Origin of the sequence: uncultured Veillonella sp. (assembly GCF_900545205.1) — a bacterium.
Taxonomy (GTDB): Bacteria; Bacillota; Negativicutes; order Veillonellales; family Veillonellaceae; genus Veillonella.
This window is the reverse complement of the sequence record NZ_UQYC01000032.1, coordinates 1-21,083: the sequence shown is the minus strand read 5'-3', so window position 1 is coordinate 21,083 and position 21,083 is coordinate 1. Positions and strand designations below refer to the sequence as shown.

Annotated in this window: 16 protein-coding genes, 1 pseudogene and 1 riboswitch; of the genes and pseudogenes, 6 read left to right on the top strand and 11 right to left on the bottom strand. The window is 40.4% G+C overall.

Annotation, left to right across the window (positions count from 1 at the left end; all coding sequences use genetic code 11):
- Positions 1 to 154 precede the first annotated feature (154 nt).
- The 7 genes from nikC to QZR70_RS04720 form a co-directional block, all read right to left on the bottom strand.
- The gene (gene nikC / locus QZR70_RS04750; RefSeq protein ID WP_105084965.1) at positions 155 to 976 is read right to left on the bottom strand and encodes a nickel transporter permease; all 822 of its coding nucleotides are present in this window, start codon (positions 974 to 976) and stop codon (positions 155 to 157) included.
- The gene (gene nikB / locus QZR70_RS04745; RefSeq protein WP_295793465.1) at positions 976 to 1,914 is read right to left on the bottom strand and encodes a nickel ABC transporter permease; all 939 of its coding nucleotides are present in this window, start codon (positions 1,912 to 1,914) and stop codon (positions 976 to 978) included. The genes nikC and nikB overlap by 1 nt, the downstream gene beginning before the upstream one ends.
- A 147-nt stretch (positions 1,915 to 2,061) precedes the next feature.
- Positions 2,062 to 2,249, bottom strand: a riboswitch (cobalamin riboswitch).
- A 410-nt stretch (positions 2,250 to 2,659) separates the two neighbouring features.
- Positions 2,660 to 3,991, bottom strand: a complete 1,332-nt coding sequence (gene potE, locus QZR70_RS04740) for a putrescine-ornithine antiporter (protein ID WP_295793462.1) — start codon at positions 3,989 to 3,991, stop codon at positions 2,660 to 2,662.
- Between the two features lie 616 nt (positions 3,992 to 4,607).
- Positions 4,608 to 6,035 (bottom strand): argininosuccinate lyase, encoded by a 1,428-nt coding sequence (argH, locus tag QZR70_RS04735; protein ID WP_295793460.1) that lies wholly within the window; start codon positions 6,033 to 6,035, stop codon positions 4,608 to 4,610.
- A complete protein-coding gene (locus QZR70_RS04730) occupies positions 6,035 to 7,246 on the bottom strand; it encodes an argininosuccinate synthase (RefSeq protein WP_295199164.1) in 1,212 nt (403 codons plus the stop codon). The genes argH and QZR70_RS04730 overlap by 1 nt, the downstream gene beginning before the upstream one ends.
- 270 nt (positions 7,247 to 7,516) lie before the next feature.
- Positions 7,517 to 8,215, bottom strand: coding sequence for a hypothetical protein (locus QZR70_RS04725; RefSeq protein WP_295793457.1), 699 nt, complete (start codon positions 8,213 to 8,215; stop codon positions 7,517 to 7,519).
- Positions 8,216 to 8,333: 118 nt separating this feature from the next.
- Positions 8,334 to 9,140 carry a transglycosylase domain-containing protein gene (locus QZR70_RS04720; protein ID WP_105089754.1) on the bottom strand — a complete coding sequence of 269 codons (807 nt, stop codon included), beginning with the start codon at positions 9,138 to 9,140 and terminating at the stop codon, positions 8,334 to 8,336.
- 373 nt (positions 9,141 to 9,513) lie between these two features.
- Between QZR70_RS04720 and QZR70_RS04715 the strand changes: the two genes are divergently transcribed.
- The gene (locus tag QZR70_RS04715; protein WP_004695033.1) at positions 9,514 to 9,792 is read left to right on the top strand and encodes a metal-sensing transcriptional repressor; all 279 of its coding nucleotides are present in this window, start codon (positions 9,514 to 9,516) and stop codon (positions 9,790 to 9,792) included.
- A 199-nt stretch (positions 9,793 to 9,991) separates the two neighbouring features.
- Here QZR70_RS04715 and QZR70_RS04710 read toward each other — a convergent pair whose 3' ends face one another.
- Positions 9,992 to 10,252: an HPr family phosphocarrier protein gene (locus QZR70_RS04710; protein WP_005385362.1), complete on the bottom strand. Its 261-nt coding sequence runs from the start codon at positions 10,250 to 10,252 to the stop codon at positions 9,992 to 9,994.
- A gap of 118 nt (positions 10,253 to 10,370) precedes the next feature.
- Positions 10,371 to 12,098: a phosphoenolpyruvate--protein phosphotransferase gene (gene ptsP, locus QZR70_RS04705; RefSeq protein ID WP_295793455.1), complete on the bottom strand. Its 1,728-nt coding sequence runs from the start codon at positions 12,096 to 12,098 to the stop codon at positions 10,371 to 10,373.
- Between the two features lie 267 nt (positions 12,099 to 12,365).
- Between ptsP and dapF the strand changes: the two genes are divergently transcribed.
- From dapF to QZR70_RS04685, 4 genes are all read left to right on the top strand, one after another.
- Positions 12,366 to 13,199 carry a diaminopimelate epimerase gene (gene dapF / locus QZR70_RS04700; protein WP_213467239.1) on the top strand — a complete coding sequence of 278 codons (834 nt, stop codon included), beginning with the start codon at positions 12,366 to 12,368 and terminating at the stop codon, positions 13,197 to 13,199.
- Position 13,200: 1 nt separating this feature from the next.
- Positions 13,201 to 14,598 carry a Na+/H+ antiporter NhaC family protein gene (locus QZR70_RS04695; RefSeq protein ID WP_295793453.1) on the top strand — a complete coding sequence of 466 codons (1,398 nt, stop codon included), beginning with the start codon at positions 13,201 to 13,203 and terminating at the stop codon, positions 14,596 to 14,598.
- A gap of 80 nt (positions 14,599 to 14,678) precedes the next feature.
- Entirely contained in the window at positions 14,679 to 15,593 is a 915-nt protein-coding gene (gene pfkB, locus QZR70_RS04690) for a 1-phosphofructokinase (RefSeq protein WP_295793451.1), read from the top strand.
- Between the two features lie 33 nt (positions 15,594 to 15,626).
- Complete coding sequence (locus QZR70_RS04685; RefSeq protein ID WP_295793449.1) at positions 15,627 to 17,609, top strand: fructose-specific PTS transporter subunit EIIC; 1,983 nt, start codon at positions 15,627 to 15,629, stop codon at positions 17,607 to 17,609.
- A gap of 115 nt (positions 17,610 to 17,724) precedes the next feature.
- Here the strand turns inward: QZR70_RS04685 and QZR70_RS04680 are convergent, their stop codons facing one another.
- Complete coding sequence (locus QZR70_RS04680; RefSeq protein WP_295793447.1) at positions 17,725 to 18,303, bottom strand: hypothetical protein; 579 nt, start codon at positions 18,301 to 18,303, stop codon at positions 17,725 to 17,727.
- Positions 18,304 to 18,311: 8 nt separating this feature from the next.
- Positions 18,312 to 18,896, bottom strand: a complete 585-nt coding sequence (locus QZR70_RS04675) for a hypothetical protein (RefSeq protein ID WP_295793445.1) — start codon at positions 18,894 to 18,896, stop codon at positions 18,312 to 18,314.
- A 291-nt stretch (positions 18,897 to 19,187) separates the two neighbouring features.
- Between QZR70_RS04675 and QZR70_RS04670 the strand changes: the two are divergent.
- Positions 19,188 to 21,083, top strand: a pseudogene (locus tag QZR70_RS04670) (ATPase); the annotation flags it as partial.

Here is a 21,083-nt window from a genome sequence, read left to right as displayed (position 1 = left end):
TATAAAATCTCCTTGTACCATTACATATAAACATAAAACATACACATCATAACTACTACAAACCATAATAGTCATAATGGAAAAACCACAGTATTGCTTATTTATTCATCCAACAACTTTCACAAAGCTATCCATAAATAAGTATCACACGTAACTAACCTTGATTTTTAGGATCCACTACATCGCGCAAGGAATCAGACCAAAGGTTAAAGATAGCAACTACGATAAGGATGGACATACCAGGGAAGGCCATCAGCCATGGACTGGTTTGTAAATATTGACGACCTTCGTTAAGCATAAGGCCCCATTCTGGTGTTGGTGGTTGAGCACCAAATCCAAGGAAGGAAAGACCAGCAACCTCAATCATAATAGCCCCAATATCTAGTGCACCTGTTGTAACAACAAGCGGCATAATATTAGGAATGATATGACGTCTAATAATAGTTGATGTAGATGCCCCCATCATGACAGCAGCCGTTACATACTCTTCGCCACGAACTTTCAATGTCATAGATCGTACCAAACGAGCATATTTTGCCCAACCTACTACAGATAATGCCAAAATCGTATTCATAATACTACCACCCAAAATACCTGCAATGGCAATGGCTAATACTACACCCGGGAAGGATAGCATAATGTCCGCAAAACGCATGAGGACCATCTCGATTTTCCCGCCGAAATAACCGGCTATGGCACCGATAATAGTACCAATGCTTACCATAATCACTACGATGGATACACCCATGAACAAGGATAATTGAGTACCATAAATGATACGAGACAATACGTCACGACCCAGTTTGTCGGTGCCAAACCAATGCTGAGCACTAGGGGCTTGTAATGCTTTAGACATATCCGATGTGAAAGCATCTCCCGGCGCAAGCCATGGTGCAAAGATAGCAATGAATACGATGACAAGCATCAATGCAGTGTAGAAAGAGAACAATTTATGTTTCTGAATAAATTCTTTCATTATGCTCTCTCCCTTTTCAATCTAGGGTCCAACAGAACATAGGATGCATCAACTAGAGCATTGACACACATATATGCTAAGGCAACCCATAACACAAAACCTTCGATCAATGGATAGTCGCGCATGGTAATGGCATATACCGCCATATTCCCAAGGCCAGGCCAGGAGAATACCATTTCAACAACTGCAACACCGCCTAATAGCCAACCGATGAGAACGCCTAATATAGTGATGAGTGGTAATACTGCATTAGGCAAAATATGACCGAATAAAATTTTCATCTCACTCACACCACGAGCACGTGCGCCGATGACATAATCCTTTTGCATTTCTTCAAGAATAACAAGACGAACTTGGCGCATGTACTTGGACCCCACTACAACAGCTAATGTAACGGCTGGTAGAATTACACCGATAGGAGTTACACGAGAAGATGCAATAGGAACAAGTCCTAATTTAAGACCAAAGATATAAATCAATACAAGGCCTAACCAGAATGATGGCATAGACACGCCTACAAAGGAAGCAGCGCGCAACAGATAGTCGATCCATTTGTTTCGATTTAAGGCGCTTATAATCCCTGCCGGCAATGCATAGAGCAATGTAAATACTAATGCTGTACCCGCTAACATAACTGTCCCTGGCAAAGCCTCTAACATACGATCTACAACAGGCTTTTTAGCCGAATAACTCATCCCTAAGTCACCTTGTGCAGCATTCACAACCCAGTTCGCATATTGCACTATAAACGGTTTATCTAGCCCAAGCTGAGCTCGAGTCTCATCAATGAGCTCCTGAGACACGATAGTATCGGCCGTTTCTAGTAGCATCGTTACTGGATCGCCCGGTGCTAAATAAGTGAGACAAAATGTTAAAAAAGTAATGCCAAACAGTGTAACAATGAATTGACCTAGCTGTTTAGCAAAGCGTTTGCCCATAGGCGCCTCCTCCTATACTCTCTAAATACTACAATAATCTAAATGAACAACTAATATGCTTATTTCACCCGATATAGCAGAGGTGCATATAGGAAAACAACAAAAAAAGTTAGTCCACCTGACTAACCTAAATTAAACACGGCATATACATGCCATGCCATCTAGAGCAGGCTTTCTGACTCATGATTCATCGCAACATTTCGGCCTTCCCAGTCTCCCAGTGACCCTATAATGAAACCTTGCTCCTCATTACAGCTATTTGCATAGTATGGGATTTACACCCATTTTCCTCTTTTACGCTCGGTAATACCGACACTCATTAGTTTATTCATTTTTATCGATTATAAATATACTATATTAATATTATGTTTACAATACATATACCCCTTATGGGTATGCGTACATCGTAGATTTTCGATGTAATTTTTATACTAATAAAAATTATCGATTAGTGATAATTGTCAATTTTATGTATAAACCTCTGAAAATACCTTTATATATATAATTTTTCAAGCATAGATTGTATATAGATGTATATATATTAAAAAATGTGATAATAAAGAGCCATATAATATTTCCTTATATAAAACAAAAATTTATTAATCTCCTCCTAATACGTATTTAGTAACTCAACGATCAAAGGATAAGTCTACCAAAAAAGCTGAACCCAATATACGGTTTAAAATACATGCAAAAAAGAGGCTGTTACTAGGTAACAGCCTCTTATAAGACGAGAGATATTCAGTTAATCGATACTTTGTTGCAAGCGATGCGCTTTGCGTGTAGCCCACGCTTTACGCAAAACATAGATCACAAGACCAATACTTACTGCCACGGCACTACCAACCATAGCATCAAAGCCACATGCATAGATAGCATACAAGCAGTAGATAACGCCAGCACCAAATACGTAGTTAGAGCGTTTAATACGGCTTTCAGCTACGCCAGCCATACGCATCATTGTAGGCACTGCTAAGATGCACAATACATATGGTACTACGTTAGTTACAACCGCCAAGTTTACCAATACTTCAAATTGCTCACGCAAAGAATCACTTGCAGTGAACAATGTAAGTAATGTTTCAACAGCGAGTAGAATGAATACGCCACGAACAGGAGCATCATTACTATTTACACGAGCGAATACTTTAGGGAAGTAACCATGTTCCGCTGCGCTTTTAAATACGCGAGACAATGTGAATTGCCAGCAAAGTAAAGCGCCAAAGCAAGAAATAACCATTGCAGCCATCACGATGTTTGCAATTGTATCATTGAACATGTATACGAATGTCAAACCGAATGGTGCGTTAGAATTTAATAAGTCGATGTTAGGCACGATACCGGCCATAACATTTGTGGACAAGATGTAAACCACTGCCACTGCTAATGTACCCGCTACAGTTGCGATAGGTACGTTTTTCTTTGGATTCTCAACAGCATCAGCATTAGCCGCTGCGGACTCAAATCCTAGGAAGCCCCACAAAGTGAGGGAAATGGATTGTTTTACTGCATCGTAAAACGGAAGATCATTTGGGTTCCAAGCCGCCCAATAAATAGACGGGTCAAACCAATACCAGCCGATTGTACCAATTAATAAAACCGGCACAATAGAGCCCCAAATAGTCATGTTGCTGAGTCGACCTGTGAAGCGATTACCACGGAAGTTCAAAATCGCTGCAAACCACAAAAGTACAATTGTTACTTGGCTTGTTTGTGTTGCATTAAGGTCAACACCAAAGAAAGCTGCGCCATAACCTACGGCAGACACCGCGATGGCGATATTAGCAATGATGAGAGATATGCTGTAAGCATAGCTCGCCATAAAATGTCCAGTTTTACCGAAGCGGTGTTCTGCATAACCGCCCATGCCCCCTCTAATCTGAGAGAACATACCCGCTTGAGCAAAAATATACGCTAACAGAAGCGCACCCACAGCTGTTACGAGCCAAGATAAAACTGAAATAGTACCAACTTGAGCCAAATTAGTTGGTAACATAATGATCCCAGCTCCTAGCATATTGGCTGCTACCATTGTGGTTAGCTGGAATACAGACATTTTTTTAGCGGTGGTTTTCATGTATCAATCCCCTTTCAAAAGGTGAATTTTTTCTCGTCCATAATTCACTTAAATATAATATACCGCTAAGTAAATTCAGTTCGTGCTGTGATGGGCTTGAATGTGAATTTACCGTTGTTATTCTTATTACGAATTAAATAATAACACCTATGAACCCAAAATGAAAGTACTTTATTGGCGGACAAGCATTATTACACGAATTGAATAAATTATAGTTAATTTATCATCTAAAACGAACAGAACTCATTTTAACAATGACAGGGTATATTTTTACCCCATTTTATTCTGTGTATATATGTGATTTCTACTATCTATCATGGTTATAGTGTCGTAGTACAAGACTATTGTTTTTACACAGTCCACTGTATGCGTACACAAATTTACACCATTTTAATAGTAATTTATCAATTAGAATAACTCTTTTCTAGATATCATCTATCATTCAAATAAAAAAATCGATATACACATAAGCTTAAAGGTTAATATAAAGCGCTTTAACATAAGACTTATATGTATATCGATCTTAAATTTTCAATGTCACAAGTAACGATTACTCTGAATGTTACTCTTGTACAGGATGTAGCCCTAAATCAAAACATTAGGCTTACTAAAGCAGTTATGCTTGCACAGATTCTACAATTGCTTTCCACTGAGCAATTTGTTTTTCTTCTCCAGCGATAACAGCTTTACCATTGTTACGTTGTCTTTCCACACATTCTGGAGCAGTACCAGAATAGTTATTACGACCAGCTACGCAAGCTTCGATGGAAATGGCATCAAGGATATCTGCATCAAAATGGTCGGATATAGCTTTAAAATCCTCAACAGATAAATCAAGCAATACGCAACCTTTTTCAATGCAATGATGTACAGCATTACCTACGATTTCGTGAGCTTCACGGAATGGAACGCCTTTTTTCGCAAGGTAATCTGCCATGTCCGTAGCATTAGAGAAGTCATCATCGAGGACAGCTTTCATATGCACCCCATTGACCTTCATACCACGGACCATAGCCGCATTAATGGACAATGCAAAGTGTACTGTATCGATAGCATCAAAAATGCCCTTTTTATCCTCTTGCATATCTTTATTATATGTAAGTGGCAAGCCTTTTAATGTAGTTAATAAACCTAACAAGTGGCCATAGGTACGACCTGTTTTACCACGAACAAGTTCACATACGTCAGGATTTTTCTTTTGTGGCATAATGCTAGAGCCTGTGCAGTGTGCATCATCAAGTTCAATGAAGTTAAACTCATTGGTAGACCACAAAATCAATTCTTCGCTAAGACGGCTCAAATGCATCATCACAAGAGATGCAAAGGACAAGAATTCAACTACATAGTCACGGTCAGATACGGCATCCATACTATTTTCGTAAATACGAGAGAAGCCGAGTAGCTTTTGCGTATAGGTTTGATCAATACCGTACGTAGAACCAGCTAAGGCCCCTGCACCAAGCGGCATGATGTCTGCGTGTTTGAAGACCATCAACAAACGGTCAAAGTCGCGCTCTAGCATAGAGAAGTATGCCATCATATGATGACCAAACAATACAGGTTGAGCCCGTTGTAAATGCGTATAGCCAGGCATGATAACATCGCTGTATTTTTCAGCCGTTTCTATGAGAGCTTTTTGCATATCTACGATAAGCTCGCCCATTTCTACAACAGCTTTACGGACGTACATATGTAAATCCACTGCACATTGGTCATTACGGCTACGGCCCGTATGTAAACGACCACCTGCTTCGCCAATGTCATCTGTTAGGCGTTTTTCAATATTCATATGAATATCTTCAAGCGCCACGGAAAATGGGAACTCGCCTTTATCGATTTGGCCTTTAATCTTTGTTAAGCCCTCAACAATAGCATCCCGATCTGCGTCGGAGATAATATTTTGTTTTGCTAGCATTGTAGCATGTGCTTTACTACCTGCAATATCTTCGGCGTACATCCGCGCATCAAAAGCGATAGAGGATGTAAAATCCTCTACCGCTTTATCAGTGCCTTTTGTGAAACGCCCGCCCCACAATTTAGCCATTATTTACCTGCCTTTTCTTTCATCAATGCATTAATTTTAAGAGGTAAACCGAACAAGTTGATGAAACCAGCCGCATCAGCTTGGTTGTATACATCGTCTTCTTCGAATGTTACGAAATCTTCGCTGTACAAGGAGTATGGAGAAGTTGCACCAGCAGAAATAATATTGCCTTTGTACAATTTAAGTTTTACTTCACCAGTTACAGTTTTTTGAGTTTCATCAACGAATGCTTGCAAAGCGTTCATCAATGGTGCGAACCACATGCCATCGTATACGAGTTCAGCGTATTTGTTGGCAATGAGTTCTTTATAGTGGTATGTAGCTCTATCGAGGCAAAGGTATTCAAGTTCTCTGTGAGCATACATGATAATGGAGCCGCCTGGGTTTTCATAAACGCCACGGGATTTCATACCTACTAATCTATTTTCAACGATATCTACAACGCCTACACCATAGTGTGCGCCAATTTCGTTGAGTTTTTCTAACAATTGTAATGGAGTACCTTCTTGGCCATCTACCGCTACAGGTACACCGTCTTTGAAGGATACAGTTACATAACCAGCTTCATCTGGAGCTTGTTCAGGAGTATGTGTTACCAAGTACACATCATCTTTAGGAGCATTTGCTGGATTTTCAAGATCGCCGCCTTCATGGGACAAATGCCATACGTTTTGGTCCATAGAATATGGATGGGATTTTGTAGCCACAACTGGAATGTCGTGTTTAGCAGCGTATTCCATGCAGTCTGTTCTAGATTTCAAATCCCATTCTCTCCAAGGAGCAATGATTTTCATATTAGGAGCCAATGCTTTGATAGCAAGTTCAAAACGAACTTGGTCATTACCTTTACCAGTCGCACCGTGAGCGATAGCATCAGCGCCTTCTTTTTTAGCAATATCTACAAGGATTTTACCAATCAAAGGTCTAGCGAAGGATGTACCTAATAAATATTTACCTTCATAAATTGCACCAGCTTTTACTGTTGGCCATACATAATCTTTTACGAACTCTTCTTTAGCGTCTACGATGTACGCTTTAGAAGCACCAGATTTAATTGCTTTTTTCTCAACTGCATCATAATCCTCAGGTTGTCCCAAGTCTACGCACACTGCAATAACTTCAGCGCCATAATTTTCTTTTAACCAAGGAATGATAACAGATGTGTCCAAACCACCAGAATATGCGAGTACTACTTTATTTGCTTTACCCATGATAACACCTCATAAAAAACTTACTATGTATTTAAACTCATATAATCAATATTATATCAGATAATTGTGAAAGCACCGTGGCATCTAACTCAACGGTCATTCCCTCTTTCTGATAAAAAATAGTATACACCTGTATAATTATAAATGCAAGCATTATTTTTATTCAATTTAATAATATATTTCGTTTCCGAACTAATCAATTATAAAAAAGCTATATCTAGTAATTTAGCACTAGATATAGCTTCACTTCTTACGATTATCCGTCTGTCCTTACTTAATATCAATAGGTGAAAATTGGTAATCCAAAGCAATCTCGTAGTCAGTTGTTTCAATGGGTTCTTTTACCCTTCCCACTACCAAAGACTTAATTTCATTTATGATGGAATGAAGATTACTTTGTTCCTCACAGATAATAGCTTCAATACGAACATCTAAATCATAAGATCTTGTAATTCTATAATTACCTTTAGAGTAGTCTACATTCTCAAATAGTTCTAATATATTCATCTTAGATATCGCTGCATCAAAAGTATTTATACTATTTAAAATATTATGTTTTATCGTTTTATCTACACCAATAATAGTTTGATTACTAATATGCGGAATTTTATCAACGATATATTTTTCTCTTACTTGCACCCTTAAAGATTCATCTGCCATTAGAATATCTCTATCTAATGCTTTATCCCAAAAGCAATATCTTACGGCCATACAATCATGTTCATCATCGTAATAAACTATCCAGTTTTCTATTTTATCAACATCTGCTTGTTCAATATAAAATATTTCACGAGCATAAGAATCAACAGCAAGTACTTCAGACTTATAGTCTAACCCTCCAGGTCCTCTTAAATAATAAGATATAAAGTTCTCCAATCTAAGCATAGCAAACTTAATAATAGGTTTTGCACCTATATAAATAGATGAATAGTTACCTTTCTCATACTGCTTTAATTCAACATTATCCAATATTTACACTCCTAACAGTTAAAACTCTCTCTAAATGTGTCTATTATTTAATGTAGCAAAAAAATCTCTGTTAGCCAATTATCAATCAACTAACAGAGATGTTACTATAGTTATTTAATTATTCGTCCACAAGTCCCAAATCTTGTTTGTATGCATAATCAGCTTCGGCTTGTGTAATCATTCCTTGGTCTACCATTTGTTCGAGTACTAGTTTTTGTCGTGCCTTAGCCCCTTTATAGTTCGTATAAGGGTCTAAGTAGGATGGTGCATTAGGTAAGGCTGCGAGCATAGCACTTTGACCTAGTGTCAATCGGCTTGGGCTTGTCCCAAAGTATCCATGAGCTGCTTCGTAGATACCGTAGTAATTGTGACCATAATATACGGTATTTAAATACATGGTGAGAATTTCTTCCTTCGTGTAGTAATGTTCCATTTCACTCGCCAAGATTGCTTCTTCTATCTTACGGCTCATAATGCGTTTTGATGAAAGGAACAGATTTTTTACGACTTGTTGTGTTATGGTGCTGCCGCCCTCTACAGTTTCACCAGCGATGGTATTCGTATAAAAGGCGCGAATGATACCAAGTACATCTATAGCACCATGCTTATAATATCGCTTATCCTCTATGGCGATGAGTGCATTCTTTGTATATTCTGGAATGACATCTCCCTTTACCCAATGTTCTTTAGAAACACGTTGGTTCAGTGCCGTCTCTACCTTTTCTTTAAAGGTAAATAATCGTATAATACGATCTGTGCGACTAAGGGTATCTTCACCTTGTTCTATGCGTTTTTCAACAGTTGTATGCGCGTTACTTTCACGATCTGTACCTTGAACCCTATGGTATCCATCATATATAAACACGGCCAGTATCATAACTAACACAAATACCACTAGGTTCCGAAGGTAGCGAAACACTTTCATTGCTTTCACCTATTTCATAAAGGCCCGTAGTATATACCTATAGACAAATTTAAATTCTATATGCATTACAGTACCTTATATACATATACAAACACATTGTGTATTAAATGTATTGTATCACATCAATTAAGAAGAAGATATATATTACAAGGTCTAAATAGATGTGTATAATATAAAATACGTGCCATGCTATTTTAAAAGTATATATTTAAATGTACCTTTGAATACAGATATTCACATACATCCATATACAATATAAATTTATATATGTAGATTTAATGCATATTAGGTATACTTATTAAGTTGTATTACAAACTTTACATGGAGTATAATAATAAGGATGATAAAAAAACATGCCCATTGGAGGAGTATTATGAAACAATGTATGGATTCAGAAAATCTACATCGTCGATTGCGTAAAATCCTTGGTCAAGTGCAAGCTATTGATCGAATGATTGAAGAAGACATTCCATGCGAAGATGTGTTGAGCCAAATTAATGCAGCTAAGTCTGCACTACATAAAGTAGGTCAAGTAGTCCTTGAAGGGCATATCAACCACTGCGTACGAGATGGTATCGAACACGGTGACGTAGAAAAAACCATTAGCGACTTTACAAAGGCTGTAGAGCGCTTTGCAAACATGGGAAAATAAGGAAGAGGCTAAACCGCCTCTTCCTTTTTATTTGAAACTACACGCTAATAGTTTTGTAAATTCACCATATTAAATTAAAGGTAACATTTAATCAAATCAACCAAAACATAAAACATATACAAAAATCATATACATAAAACATATAGATCAACAAAAAAGGACTCTACATTCGTAGAGTCCTTTGTATTACCACATTGTATTAGTCGTGGTTAGTTGTTAAGAATTCGCTCAATGCAGCAAGTGCGTCGTCTTCATCAGCACCGTCAGCTGTTAATGTAACGGATGTGCCTTTTGTAGCGCCCAAAGTCAATACAGTTAAGATGGATTTAGCATCAGCTGTTTTACCATTAGCAGCGATTGTCAATTTGGAAGCATATTTAGCAGCCAATTGTGTGAAAGCTGTAGCAGGACGAGCATGTAAACCAGATTCGTTAGTAATTTCTACTGTTAATTCTTTCATGATAACCTCTTTCTATCTCGATAGGCAGTGCCTATCCCATACGTTCTAATAGATATATTGTATCAATTTCAAGCCTTTCAATTCAAGTATATTGAAAGTTATTTGCTATACAACAGAATTATAGTAAGCCTTTTTCAGCTAGTACAGATTTAGCATATTCTGTAATTTCTTCTGCTGTATCCATGGAAAGCGCTTTATTAGCCACCTCTTCACATTCTGCTTTAGAAACGGAACGCAAGATTTTCTTAATAAGTGGTATAGAAGACGCTGTCATAGAGAATTCATCAAGGCCAAGGCCTAATAAAATCATGGTAGCTACAGGGTCACTAGCGAGTTCACCGCACATGCCTGTAAATTTACCTTGTTCATGGCTCGCATCGATAACATGTTTGATAAGACGTAATACGCCTGGATGCAATGGTTGATATAGAGCGCCAATAGATTCGTTCATACGGTCTACTGCCAAGGTGTATTGACACAAATCGTTGGTACCAATACTGAAGAAGTCTACGTATTTAGCCAAGATTGGAGAAATCACAGCCGCCGCTGGTACTTCGATCATAATACCAACCTTAATAGCTTTATTGAATTCTTTGCCTTCTGCTGTAAGTTCTGCCTTACATTCTTCAAGCATAGCATTCGCTTGTTTCACTTCTTCTACGGAAGCAATCATAGGATACATGATGTGAATATCGCCAAAGGCACTAGCACGCAATAACGCACGCAATTGTACTTTGAAGATATCTGGACGGTTCAAGGAAATACGAATTGCACGGTAACCAAGAAATGGATTCATTTCAGTTGGCAAATCAAGGCACTTCAACTCCTTGTCACCACCAATATCCATGGTACGAATGATAACAGGCTGCCCCTGCATATCTTCTGCAACCTTTTTATATTCTTCGAACTGTACATCTTCTGCTGGCAATTCATCATTTTCCATATACAAGAATTCTGTACGGTATAAGCCGATACCTTGTGCGCCCATTGTAAGAGCATGTTTAGCATCTTTAGACTTACCGATATTGCCAAATAATTCGACATGATGACCATCTGTAGTCTTAGCTTCAAGATTGGCAGATTCGCGCAACCGTTTCAATTCCTCTTGGTATGCAGCCGCTTGATTTGTATATTCAGTCCAATCCGCATCAGATGGATTTGTTTCCACAATACCATCTGTACCAAGTACAACTGCTTTTTCGCCATCTACGAAGCCTTCAATATCACCAACGCCCATAACGGCAGGGACTTCCAAGGTGCGTGCCATGATAGCCGCATGAGATGTAGGACCACCAGCAGCTGTTACAATGCCTTTTACCACATTTTTATCAAGAGAAGCTGTATCAGATGGTGCCAAATCATGAGCCACCAAAATAACCTCTCCAGAAATATGGGATAAACCACGAGGGTTCATGCCTAACATATTGCGCATCAAACGATCACCAATATCTTTGATATCTGCACCGCGTTCACGCATGTATGGATCTTCCATACCGAGGAAGATATTGGCAAAGGTTTCAATAGTTTGAGCTGTAGCCGCTACAACATTAGTATGGCTAGACTCAACGAGGGATTTAATACCATCAGACAAGGATGGGTCTTGCGCGATTTGCATATGCGCTTCAAAAATCGCCGCCTCTTCAGGGCCCATGTCTTTCAACGCCTTTTGACGAATTGTATCTAATTGCTTTAAGGTAGCTGCCATAGCAGAAGCGAACTTACCAATTTCCGCTTCTACCTTATCCTCTGCTACAGTGTAATCAGGAATGACTATTTCCTCTTGAATATATCTATATACATTGCCTACTGCAACGCCACGAGATCCAGAAATCCCTTGAATTCGCATATGTGTTCCTCTTTCTATTACGATAAACTACATTACTCTATATTCTATCATTTCTCTGACAAACAATAAAGTAATAGAGCCCTTTATATCCGCCTATTTAATCGTCCCACGTGGGTTATTTTTCACTTACTTTCGCTATAATTTTATAAAGTTCCACCACATAATTAAGGGTCATTTATGATATAATAATATAGAATATATAATAATATACATATGAGACTTTCACGGGCTTCATGGTGAAAGTCTTACTTATTGATAGGAGACTTTATGAAATTAACTAAAATGCATGGTCTTGGCAATGATTTTATCCTCTTTGCCGACCCTCAAGGTGCTAACAAGGACTATACTGATTTGGCGATTCGCCTTTGCGATCGTCGTACTGGTATCGGTGCCGACGGTCTTGCCATTCTAGTTCCTTCAAAAACCTGTGATGTGCGCATGCGCATTATTAACTCTGATGGTAGTGAAGCAGAAATGTGCGGTAATGCAATCCGTTGCTTTGCCAAATATGCCTATGAACACGGAGAAATTACTAAAGAAACTTTTACCATCGAAACCTTGGCCGGTGTAATGAAACCTACCTTAACTATCGAAAATGGTATAGTCACACAAGTTACTGTAGACATGGGCAAGCCATTCTTTGCAGCCCAAGACATTCCGATGGATGTAAATATGGATAAGGTTATCGACGTAGACCTCGATGTAAACGGCGAAACAGTAACAGTAAGCTCCGTATTACTCGGCGTTCCTCATACAGAGGTGTATATCAATGACATTACAAAGGCGCCTGTAACGACACAAGGTCCTATCATTGAAAAACACGATGCATTCCCATCCAATACGAATGTTAACTACATCGAGGTAGTAAATGATAAGCACATCAAGGTTCGCACATGGGAACGCGGTGCCGGCGCCACCTTAGCATGTGGTACAGGCTCTTGTGCTTCTGCTGTTATGTCCTTTGAAAAAGGCTTAACTGGTCGCGAAGTAGATGTAGAGCTCTATTTAGGAACATTACATATTTCATACTTGGAGGATGGCACGGTGCTCATGACTGGCCCTGCTGAGGAAGTCTTCGAAACAGAACTTCCTATTGATTAAGATGAAGTGGTTACAACTCATATTAAATGCGTTTCTAAAGTATCAACAAGGCCGTTCTCTAATGCCGAAAAATACGGAGTCGCTCATAGGTTTACTCATATCTATCCTCGTCATTATCATCGCCGTAGCTAACGGTATTGCTATTGGTTACGCCTTGATTGTAGTATGGTGCATCATGGCCTATGTATTCTATCGCAAAGGATACCAACCAAAAGAACTGCTAAACCTATCATGGACAGGTGCTAAAAGCTCGATTGTGGTAATGCAAATATTCTTGCTTATCGGTTGGCTCATTGCTATGTGGCAAGCAGCAGGCATCATCCCTATGATTATCGCCACCGGCATCGACTTGATTGATCCGTCCCTCTTTATTGCTTGTGCCTTTTTATTAACAGCTGTGGTGAGCATGTTATTAGGTACAGCTCTCGGTACTGTAGGCACCATAGGCATTGTACTCATCACGATGGCAAGGGCAGGTAATATTCCAGAAAATATCGTAGCCGGTGCCATTATCGCCGGTGCTTACTTTGGTGATCGGAATGGTCCTTTATCATCTAGCGCCTCTCTCGTAGCGGCTTTAACGCATACAAAGGTATCGACCAACATCCCTATTATGTTTAAGGATGGTCTTCCTGCACTTGTTATTTCCACAGTGCTCTACCTGATACTATCGCAGTGGTTCCCGCTCAACTATGCAAATAGCTTACTGTCCGATACGATTCACTTTGTGTTCAACATTGATTGGACCTTATGGATTCCTGTGATCATCGTCATTGGTCTGTTACCTTTGAAAGTATCTATCCGTTGGCCTATCGGTCTTAGTGCATTAGTAGCGGCAATTCTAGCTTATACTAATCAGGGAGTTCCCCTTTCTGACTTAGGCTGGTATACCTTAACAGGCTTTGAGCTACCACATTATAATCCACTAGCAGATATCATTCACGGCGGCGGCTTACAAACGATGTTCATCCCTACCCTTTCCATTTTTATGGCAACTGCCATTTCTGGCATGCTCGAAGGGGTTGGCTTCTGGAACGATATTAGACAACTATTAGAACGAGCTAAAACGCGTAGCGATGTATTTGCTGCCAATGTAGGTCTCGCCTTTTTAACAGGTGCTGTAGGTTGTAGTCAAGCTATTGCGGTTGTAATGACACATTCTATTATGCGCATTACCTACGCACAACGAGGCATTCAAGACGAAGATGTGATGCTCGACTTTGAAAACAGCGGCATCGTCATTGCCCCCTTACTACCATGGAACATCGCCGCTTATGTACCTGTAGTTATGATGGGTACTAGTACAGCTGGCTATGTACCATTCGCTTTCTTCCTATACCTCGTACCACTCCTTTACTGGTTACGACTACGGAATCAAGATCAACCAATCATACGCTAATTACAAAATCAATCAAATTTACGCTAATTACAAGATTAACCAATCATAGGCTCATTAATTTATCTTAAAGGGGAATTTGTATGATTTACACCATTACCTTTAACCCAGCCCTCGATTATATCGTGCGCCTTGACCACCTCAAGACGGGCACCATTAATCGTACCACCCAAGAGTACGTTCTCGGTGGCGGCAAGGGTATCAACGTATCCATCGTGCTCAACAATCTCGGTATGGATACAACCGCACTCGGATTCATCGCCGGTTTCACAGGGGAAGAAATCGTAACACAACTGAACAAATTTGGTGTGAAAGAAGATTTCATTCGTCTGCGCGAAGGTTTAACGCGCATCAATGTTAAGGTGAAAGCCTCTGACGAAGAAACAGAAATTAACGGCCGTGGCCCTATCATTGCAGACGACGAACTAGAAGCCCTCTATACACAGCTCGATGCATTAACTGAGCAGGATACATTGATCCTTGCAGGCAGTATTCCTTCCAGCTTACCAAGCGATATGTACGAGCTCATTATGGAGCGATTACAACATAAAAACATTCGCATTGTCGTAGATGCTACTAAAGACTTACTCACACGAGTCTTGCCATATAAACCGTTCTTAATCAAACCAAATAATCACGAGCTTAGCGAAATCTTTGGTCGTACCCTTTCCACAAAGGATGACCTCGTAGAGGCCGCTAAAGCATTACAAGAAAAAGGTGCACAGCATGTGCTTATCTCTATGGCTGGTGATGGAGCTATCTTAGTAGCTGCTGACGGCACGGTATATACGAGCCCTGCCCCTAAGGGTACACTCGTAAATTCTGTAGGCGCCGGCGATTCCATGGTAGCTGGCTTTATTACAGGCTTTGAAAAGACAGGCGATCTACAAGAGGCACTGTACTGGGGTATCTCCAGTGGCTCTGCCTCCGCTTACTCTGAAAACCTCGCTACACTTGCAGAAGTAGAAGCATTACTTTCACAAGTACGAGTTAACTAGTTTTATATTTTATTTGCATCAAGGAGTACATATATGCAAATCACTGATTTATTAAAACCTCAATCCATTCTGCTAAATGCAGACCCGGTCACAAAGGCTGATGCAATTTACACCTTAGGCGAGTTAATGGAAAAAGGTGGTAACCTCATCGACAAAGGTGAGTACTTAGCAGCCGTTTTCGCTCGTGAAGAATCTGGCTCTACTGGCCTTGGTGACGGCATTGCTACACCACATGCTAAATCCGCAGGCGTAAAAGAAGCAGGCCTAGCAGCTATGGTTGTGCCTCACGGCGTTGACTTCGAAGCCCTCGACGGTCAACCATCTCGTTTATTCTTCATGATTGCTGCACCAGAAGGCGCAGCTGACACTCATGTAGAGGTGTTGAGCCAATTAGCTATGATGGTTATCGACCCTGATTTCAAAGAGGCGCTCATCGCTGCTCCAACTGTTGAACGTTTCTTGGAACTCGTAACAGCTAAAGAAGATGGCAACTTTGATCCATCTGTAGAAGGCTTTATTAAACAACCTGAACCGCAAGAAGCACCAAGCATCACTGATACTATTGAAGAAAAAGCTACAGAAGCTATCGAAAAGGTGGCTCCTAAGATTTCTGTAGATAATCCTCACTATGAAGTATTAGCCGTTACAGGTTGTCCTACAGGCATCGCGCACACCTACATGGCTGCGGAGTCCTTAGAGCGCAAAGCTAAAGAAATGGGCATTTCCTTAAAGGTTGAGAAAAACGGTGCATCAGGTGTAAAAGATGCGCTTACAGCAGAAGAAATCGAACATGCCAAATGCATTATCGTCGCTTCCGACCGCCAAGTGGAAATGGCTCGCTTTGATGGCAAGCCTATGATTCAAACAAAGGTAGCTAACGGCATCAATAAAGCGGAGGAATTATTGCGTGAAGCTACAGCTGGTACAGCACCTGTATACCACGCATCTGCTGCTGACCGCGAATCCGCTGAAATCGCTGCTAGCGCATCTGACAGCGTAGGCCGTCAAATCTACAAACACTTGATGAACGGCGTATCTCACATGTTGCCATTCGTTATCGGTGGCGGTATCTTGATTGCCCTTGCATTCTTATTCGATACATTTGATCCTGCAAACCCTAAAAACTTCGGTTCCGGTACACCTTTATCTGGCTTCTTAATGCAAATTGGTGGTGCATCCTTTGGATTCATGTTGCCAGTATTAGCTGGTTACATCGCGATGAGTATTGCTGACCGCCCAGGTCTTGTAGCTGGTTTCGTTGGCGGCTTATTAGCTAACCAAGGTGGCTCTGGTTTCCTTGGCGCATTGATTGCCGGCTTTGCAGCAGGTTATTTAGTATTATTAGTTAAAAAGTTAGTATCTGGTTTGCCTCAAGCATTAGAAGGTACAAAACCAGTGCTCTTCTATCCTGTACTGGGTGTATTGTTCATTGGTCTCGCTATTACCTTCGTAATCAACCCTCCTGTATCCGCACTTAACCACTGGTTAATGGACTCCTTACAATCCATGGGCACTACTAGCCGCGTATTGTTAGGCCTCATCTTTGGCGCTATGATGTCCGTTGATATGGGCGGTCCTGTAAACAAGGCTGCTTACGTTATCGGTACAGGCGCACTTGCGACTGGCGAATATGGTATCATGGCTGCTGTAATGGCAGGCGGTATGGTTCCACCATTGGCAATCGCTCTTTGTACTACATTCTTCCCTAGTCGCTTCACAGAGGCTGAACGTAAATCTGGTATCACAAACTACATCATGGGGCTTTCCTTCATCACAGAAGGTGCTATCCCATTTGCAGCGGCTGATCCAGTTCGCGTATTGCCAGCTTGCATCATCGGTGCCGGTACAGCTGGTGCGTTATCCATGTTCTTCGAATGCACACTACGCGCTCCACACGGCGGTATCTTCGTAGTTTCAACAATCGGTAACCCACTTCTTTACCTTGCATCTATTGCAATTGGCTCCGTTATCGCTTGTATCATCTTGGCACTATTAAAACCAAGCTTGAAGAAATAGATAGTGAAAGCTAGTATAATACTAGTACATATAGCAAAAACGTACATATGCTAAATAAATACTTATAGAAAAAGGACTAGAACTCCTAGAGTTCTAGTCCTTTTCTTATGTAACACTATCGGATTACATCATCATAAAATACGCCAAATACTTTCTTGAAAACACGATTTGCAACGTGATAGCTTTCAAAATCAAAGTCTGTAGGTGTTAAGAAGGTTACATGCTCATATCCTTTATAACCTGGTTGTGTAGGTTTTCTTTCACCATGCAACGTGTAATCCTGTTGAGCCTTAACAGTACCAACAATTCCAGAATCATCCATTTTTATATTCCATATTTCACCTAAATAGAAATCCGGAAATTGTTGTTTAAACTCTGGCATTCTTACGACTAAATTCGCAAAGGAGTAATTTAAGTTATAGTCATAATGAATTGTGTATTCTCGAATCAAATTAGACGAAGGTAATACAACATAAATCTTAGCCTCTATACTTTTGGTACTGGCACTTGTAGATACATCTTTGACTGTACTCAACTCAATGTACTTACCATCTCCACCACCAGTATCACCTTTAGATATAATATGTTCAAAACGACTCGTATCTTGTAATTCCACATTAGAAACGGCTTTCACAGAATTAAAAAACACACACCATACGCATAAGATGGCCATAAAAAATAAGAAACGTTTCATATGGCACCTCATTTCACGACAATATCATCAAAATGCTGCTGATATGCAACGACAAACATGGCATCTGCTATAGCAAAAAGATCTCGATCGGAACGACTACGATCCAAAGGTCGTAATTGGTGCACTAAAGGAACTGTACTACTAACCTCAGTACCATCCCCATTAAATCGCTTCACCTCTCGTAAATCAATCTGTATGCCAGAATCATCTTGTGCTGCCTTTATAACCGCATACATAGATGGGGATGGCTGTACCACTTGACTAGCGTGTATTAAAGAACCTAGTGAATAATTAGTATTATATGTGGCCGTTACTTCATATTCAGTAATAAATGTACCACGAGTATATGTATAAACTGTATAAAAAGTACCTTTTAATTTATAATGTGGTGCTGCGTATTCTAGTGATTCTACAGAGTAAGTGTTTAAATAGTTTATTAGCCTATCCTTTGGATAAGTACCTTGATAGGAATCGGTTTTTTGATATACCTTTTTAAACTGAGGTGAACTATTTAACTCATTAATCGATATGGCTTGTGTCTGTATAGTGAAAGTAGCTAATACCGTACAGGCTAGCAAAAATTTTCTAAACATACTCTCTCCTTTATAATTAAAAGTCAATTAAATTACCAAAAGCATATCATATTTTATGGAAATATGTACATATAATAAAAAACTACTTCAAATCATTAGAAGCAATATGTAATATTCTATGCACTTTAAATTTATTTATATTTTCCTAATCTCATCTTCTTTACACCCATCCAGTATTCATCTATATTTTCATAAATTGTACAAATATATCGATTTATGTTAAACTATATAAATATAAATAAATTTTAAAATTATAAATTATTATTTGAAATCTAGTTCGGAGAGTAATTCATGAAATCATCTAGGAAACGTAAGGTTACCGCTGCATTTTTTGCAGCTGCAGCGTTGGGTGGTGTTGCCCACGCAGCCCCTACCCTCAACATGAATGATTTGGTAGGTTCGAACACTACCACTGAATCAACGACGCAAGGTACTACAAATGTAGCAACCCCAGTCGTGCGACCTATGGCTACTCAGCCTACCCCTTCAACTACACAACCAATAGTTGTTGCACCACAACAAGCAGCCGTAAGACCTGTACAGGCACAACCAATGGCTCCAGTTCGCGTAGCACCACCGCAAATGGTTCCTACACAAGCACAACCGGTAATGCAAACACAACAAGTTATGCAACCAAGTGCTACCACACAAGCGGCTCCAAAGGTAACACCTTTAATTCCCCGTGTACGTCCAGTACCGGTAAACGATATAGCAAAAGCTTTATCTGATCAACAAAGAGCCGTTTCACAGCCACAATATGTTGTTAATAAACAAACTAATGCTGTAATGGAACCAACATTGGCTATGCACAGCTTGATGAATGTACAACGTAAAACAGAACCTGTTACAGTACAAAAACAAGTTGATGGCAAACAGCAAGTGCAAACGACACAAGTGGTACGTACGCCTGTAATGGTCCAACAAGAATCTACAACACCTTTAGTGATTGCTAATACAACTCAAACTAAAGCCGTTGTAGCCAAACAAAGATTAACTATTCGCGATATTCAACGTGCAGAACGTGAAAGATTAGCTCAACTAGCAGCCGAAGAAGCGGCTCAACAATCAGGTGCAAATCAAGTTGATCAGCAAATGGTTGCGCAAAAGCAAGCTGAAGCACAACGTCAAGCAGCAATTCTAGCAGAACAACAACGTCAAATGGCTATGCAGGCAGAGCAGCAACGCGTAGCACAACAACAAGCCGAGGCGCAACGTCAAGCTGCTATGCAAGCGGAACAACAACGTTTGGCTGCTCAACAAGCTGAGGCTCAACGCCAAGCGGCTCTAAGAGCTGAGCAAGAACGTATTGCGGCTGAGCAAGCTGAACAAGCTCGTATCGCAGAAGCTCAACGTCAAGCTGCAGAACAAGAGCGTCTTCGTATCCAAGAAGAACAACGCCGTATTGCAGCGCAACAACAAGCGGAACAACAACGTTTAGTAGCTGAGCAAGCTGAGGCTCAACGCCAAGCGGCTTTAAAAGCTGAGCAAGATCGTATTGCTGTGGAGCAAGCCGAAGCTCAACGTCAAGCTGCTTTAAAAGCTGAGCAAGAGCGCATCGCTGCGGAGCAAGCTAAAGCTCAACGTCAAGCTGCTTTACAAGCGGAACAGGAGCGTATCGCTGCTGAGCAAGCTGAAGCTCAACGCCAAGCGGCTCTAAGAGCTGAACAAGAACGTATTGCGGCTGAGCAAGCTGAGGCTCAACGCCAAGCTGCTTTAAAAGCTGAACAAGATCGTATTGCGGCTGAGCAAGCTGAAGCTCAACGCCAAGCGGCTTTACAAGCTGAACAAGAACGTATCGCGGCTCAACAAGCTGAAGCTCAACGCCAAGCGGCTTTAAAAGCTGAACAACAACGCTTAGCTGCTCAACAAGCTGAACAACAACGCCAAGCTGCTTTACAAGCGGAACAACAACGCTTAGCAGCTCAACAAGCTGAAGCTCAACGTCAAGCTGCTTTACAAGCTGAGCAAGAACGTATTGCTGCGGAGCAAGCCGAAGCTCAACGTCAAGCTGCTCTAAAGGCTGAGCAAGAACGTATCGCTGCTCAACAGGCTGAAGCCCAACGTCAAGCAGCTTTAAAAGCGGAACAAGAACGTATCGCTGCGGAAGAAGCTGCTCGTCAACGTGCAGAAGCTCTTTGCCAGCCACGCCCCAGTTTACAACGGGCTACCGGATTGACAGAGCCAAAT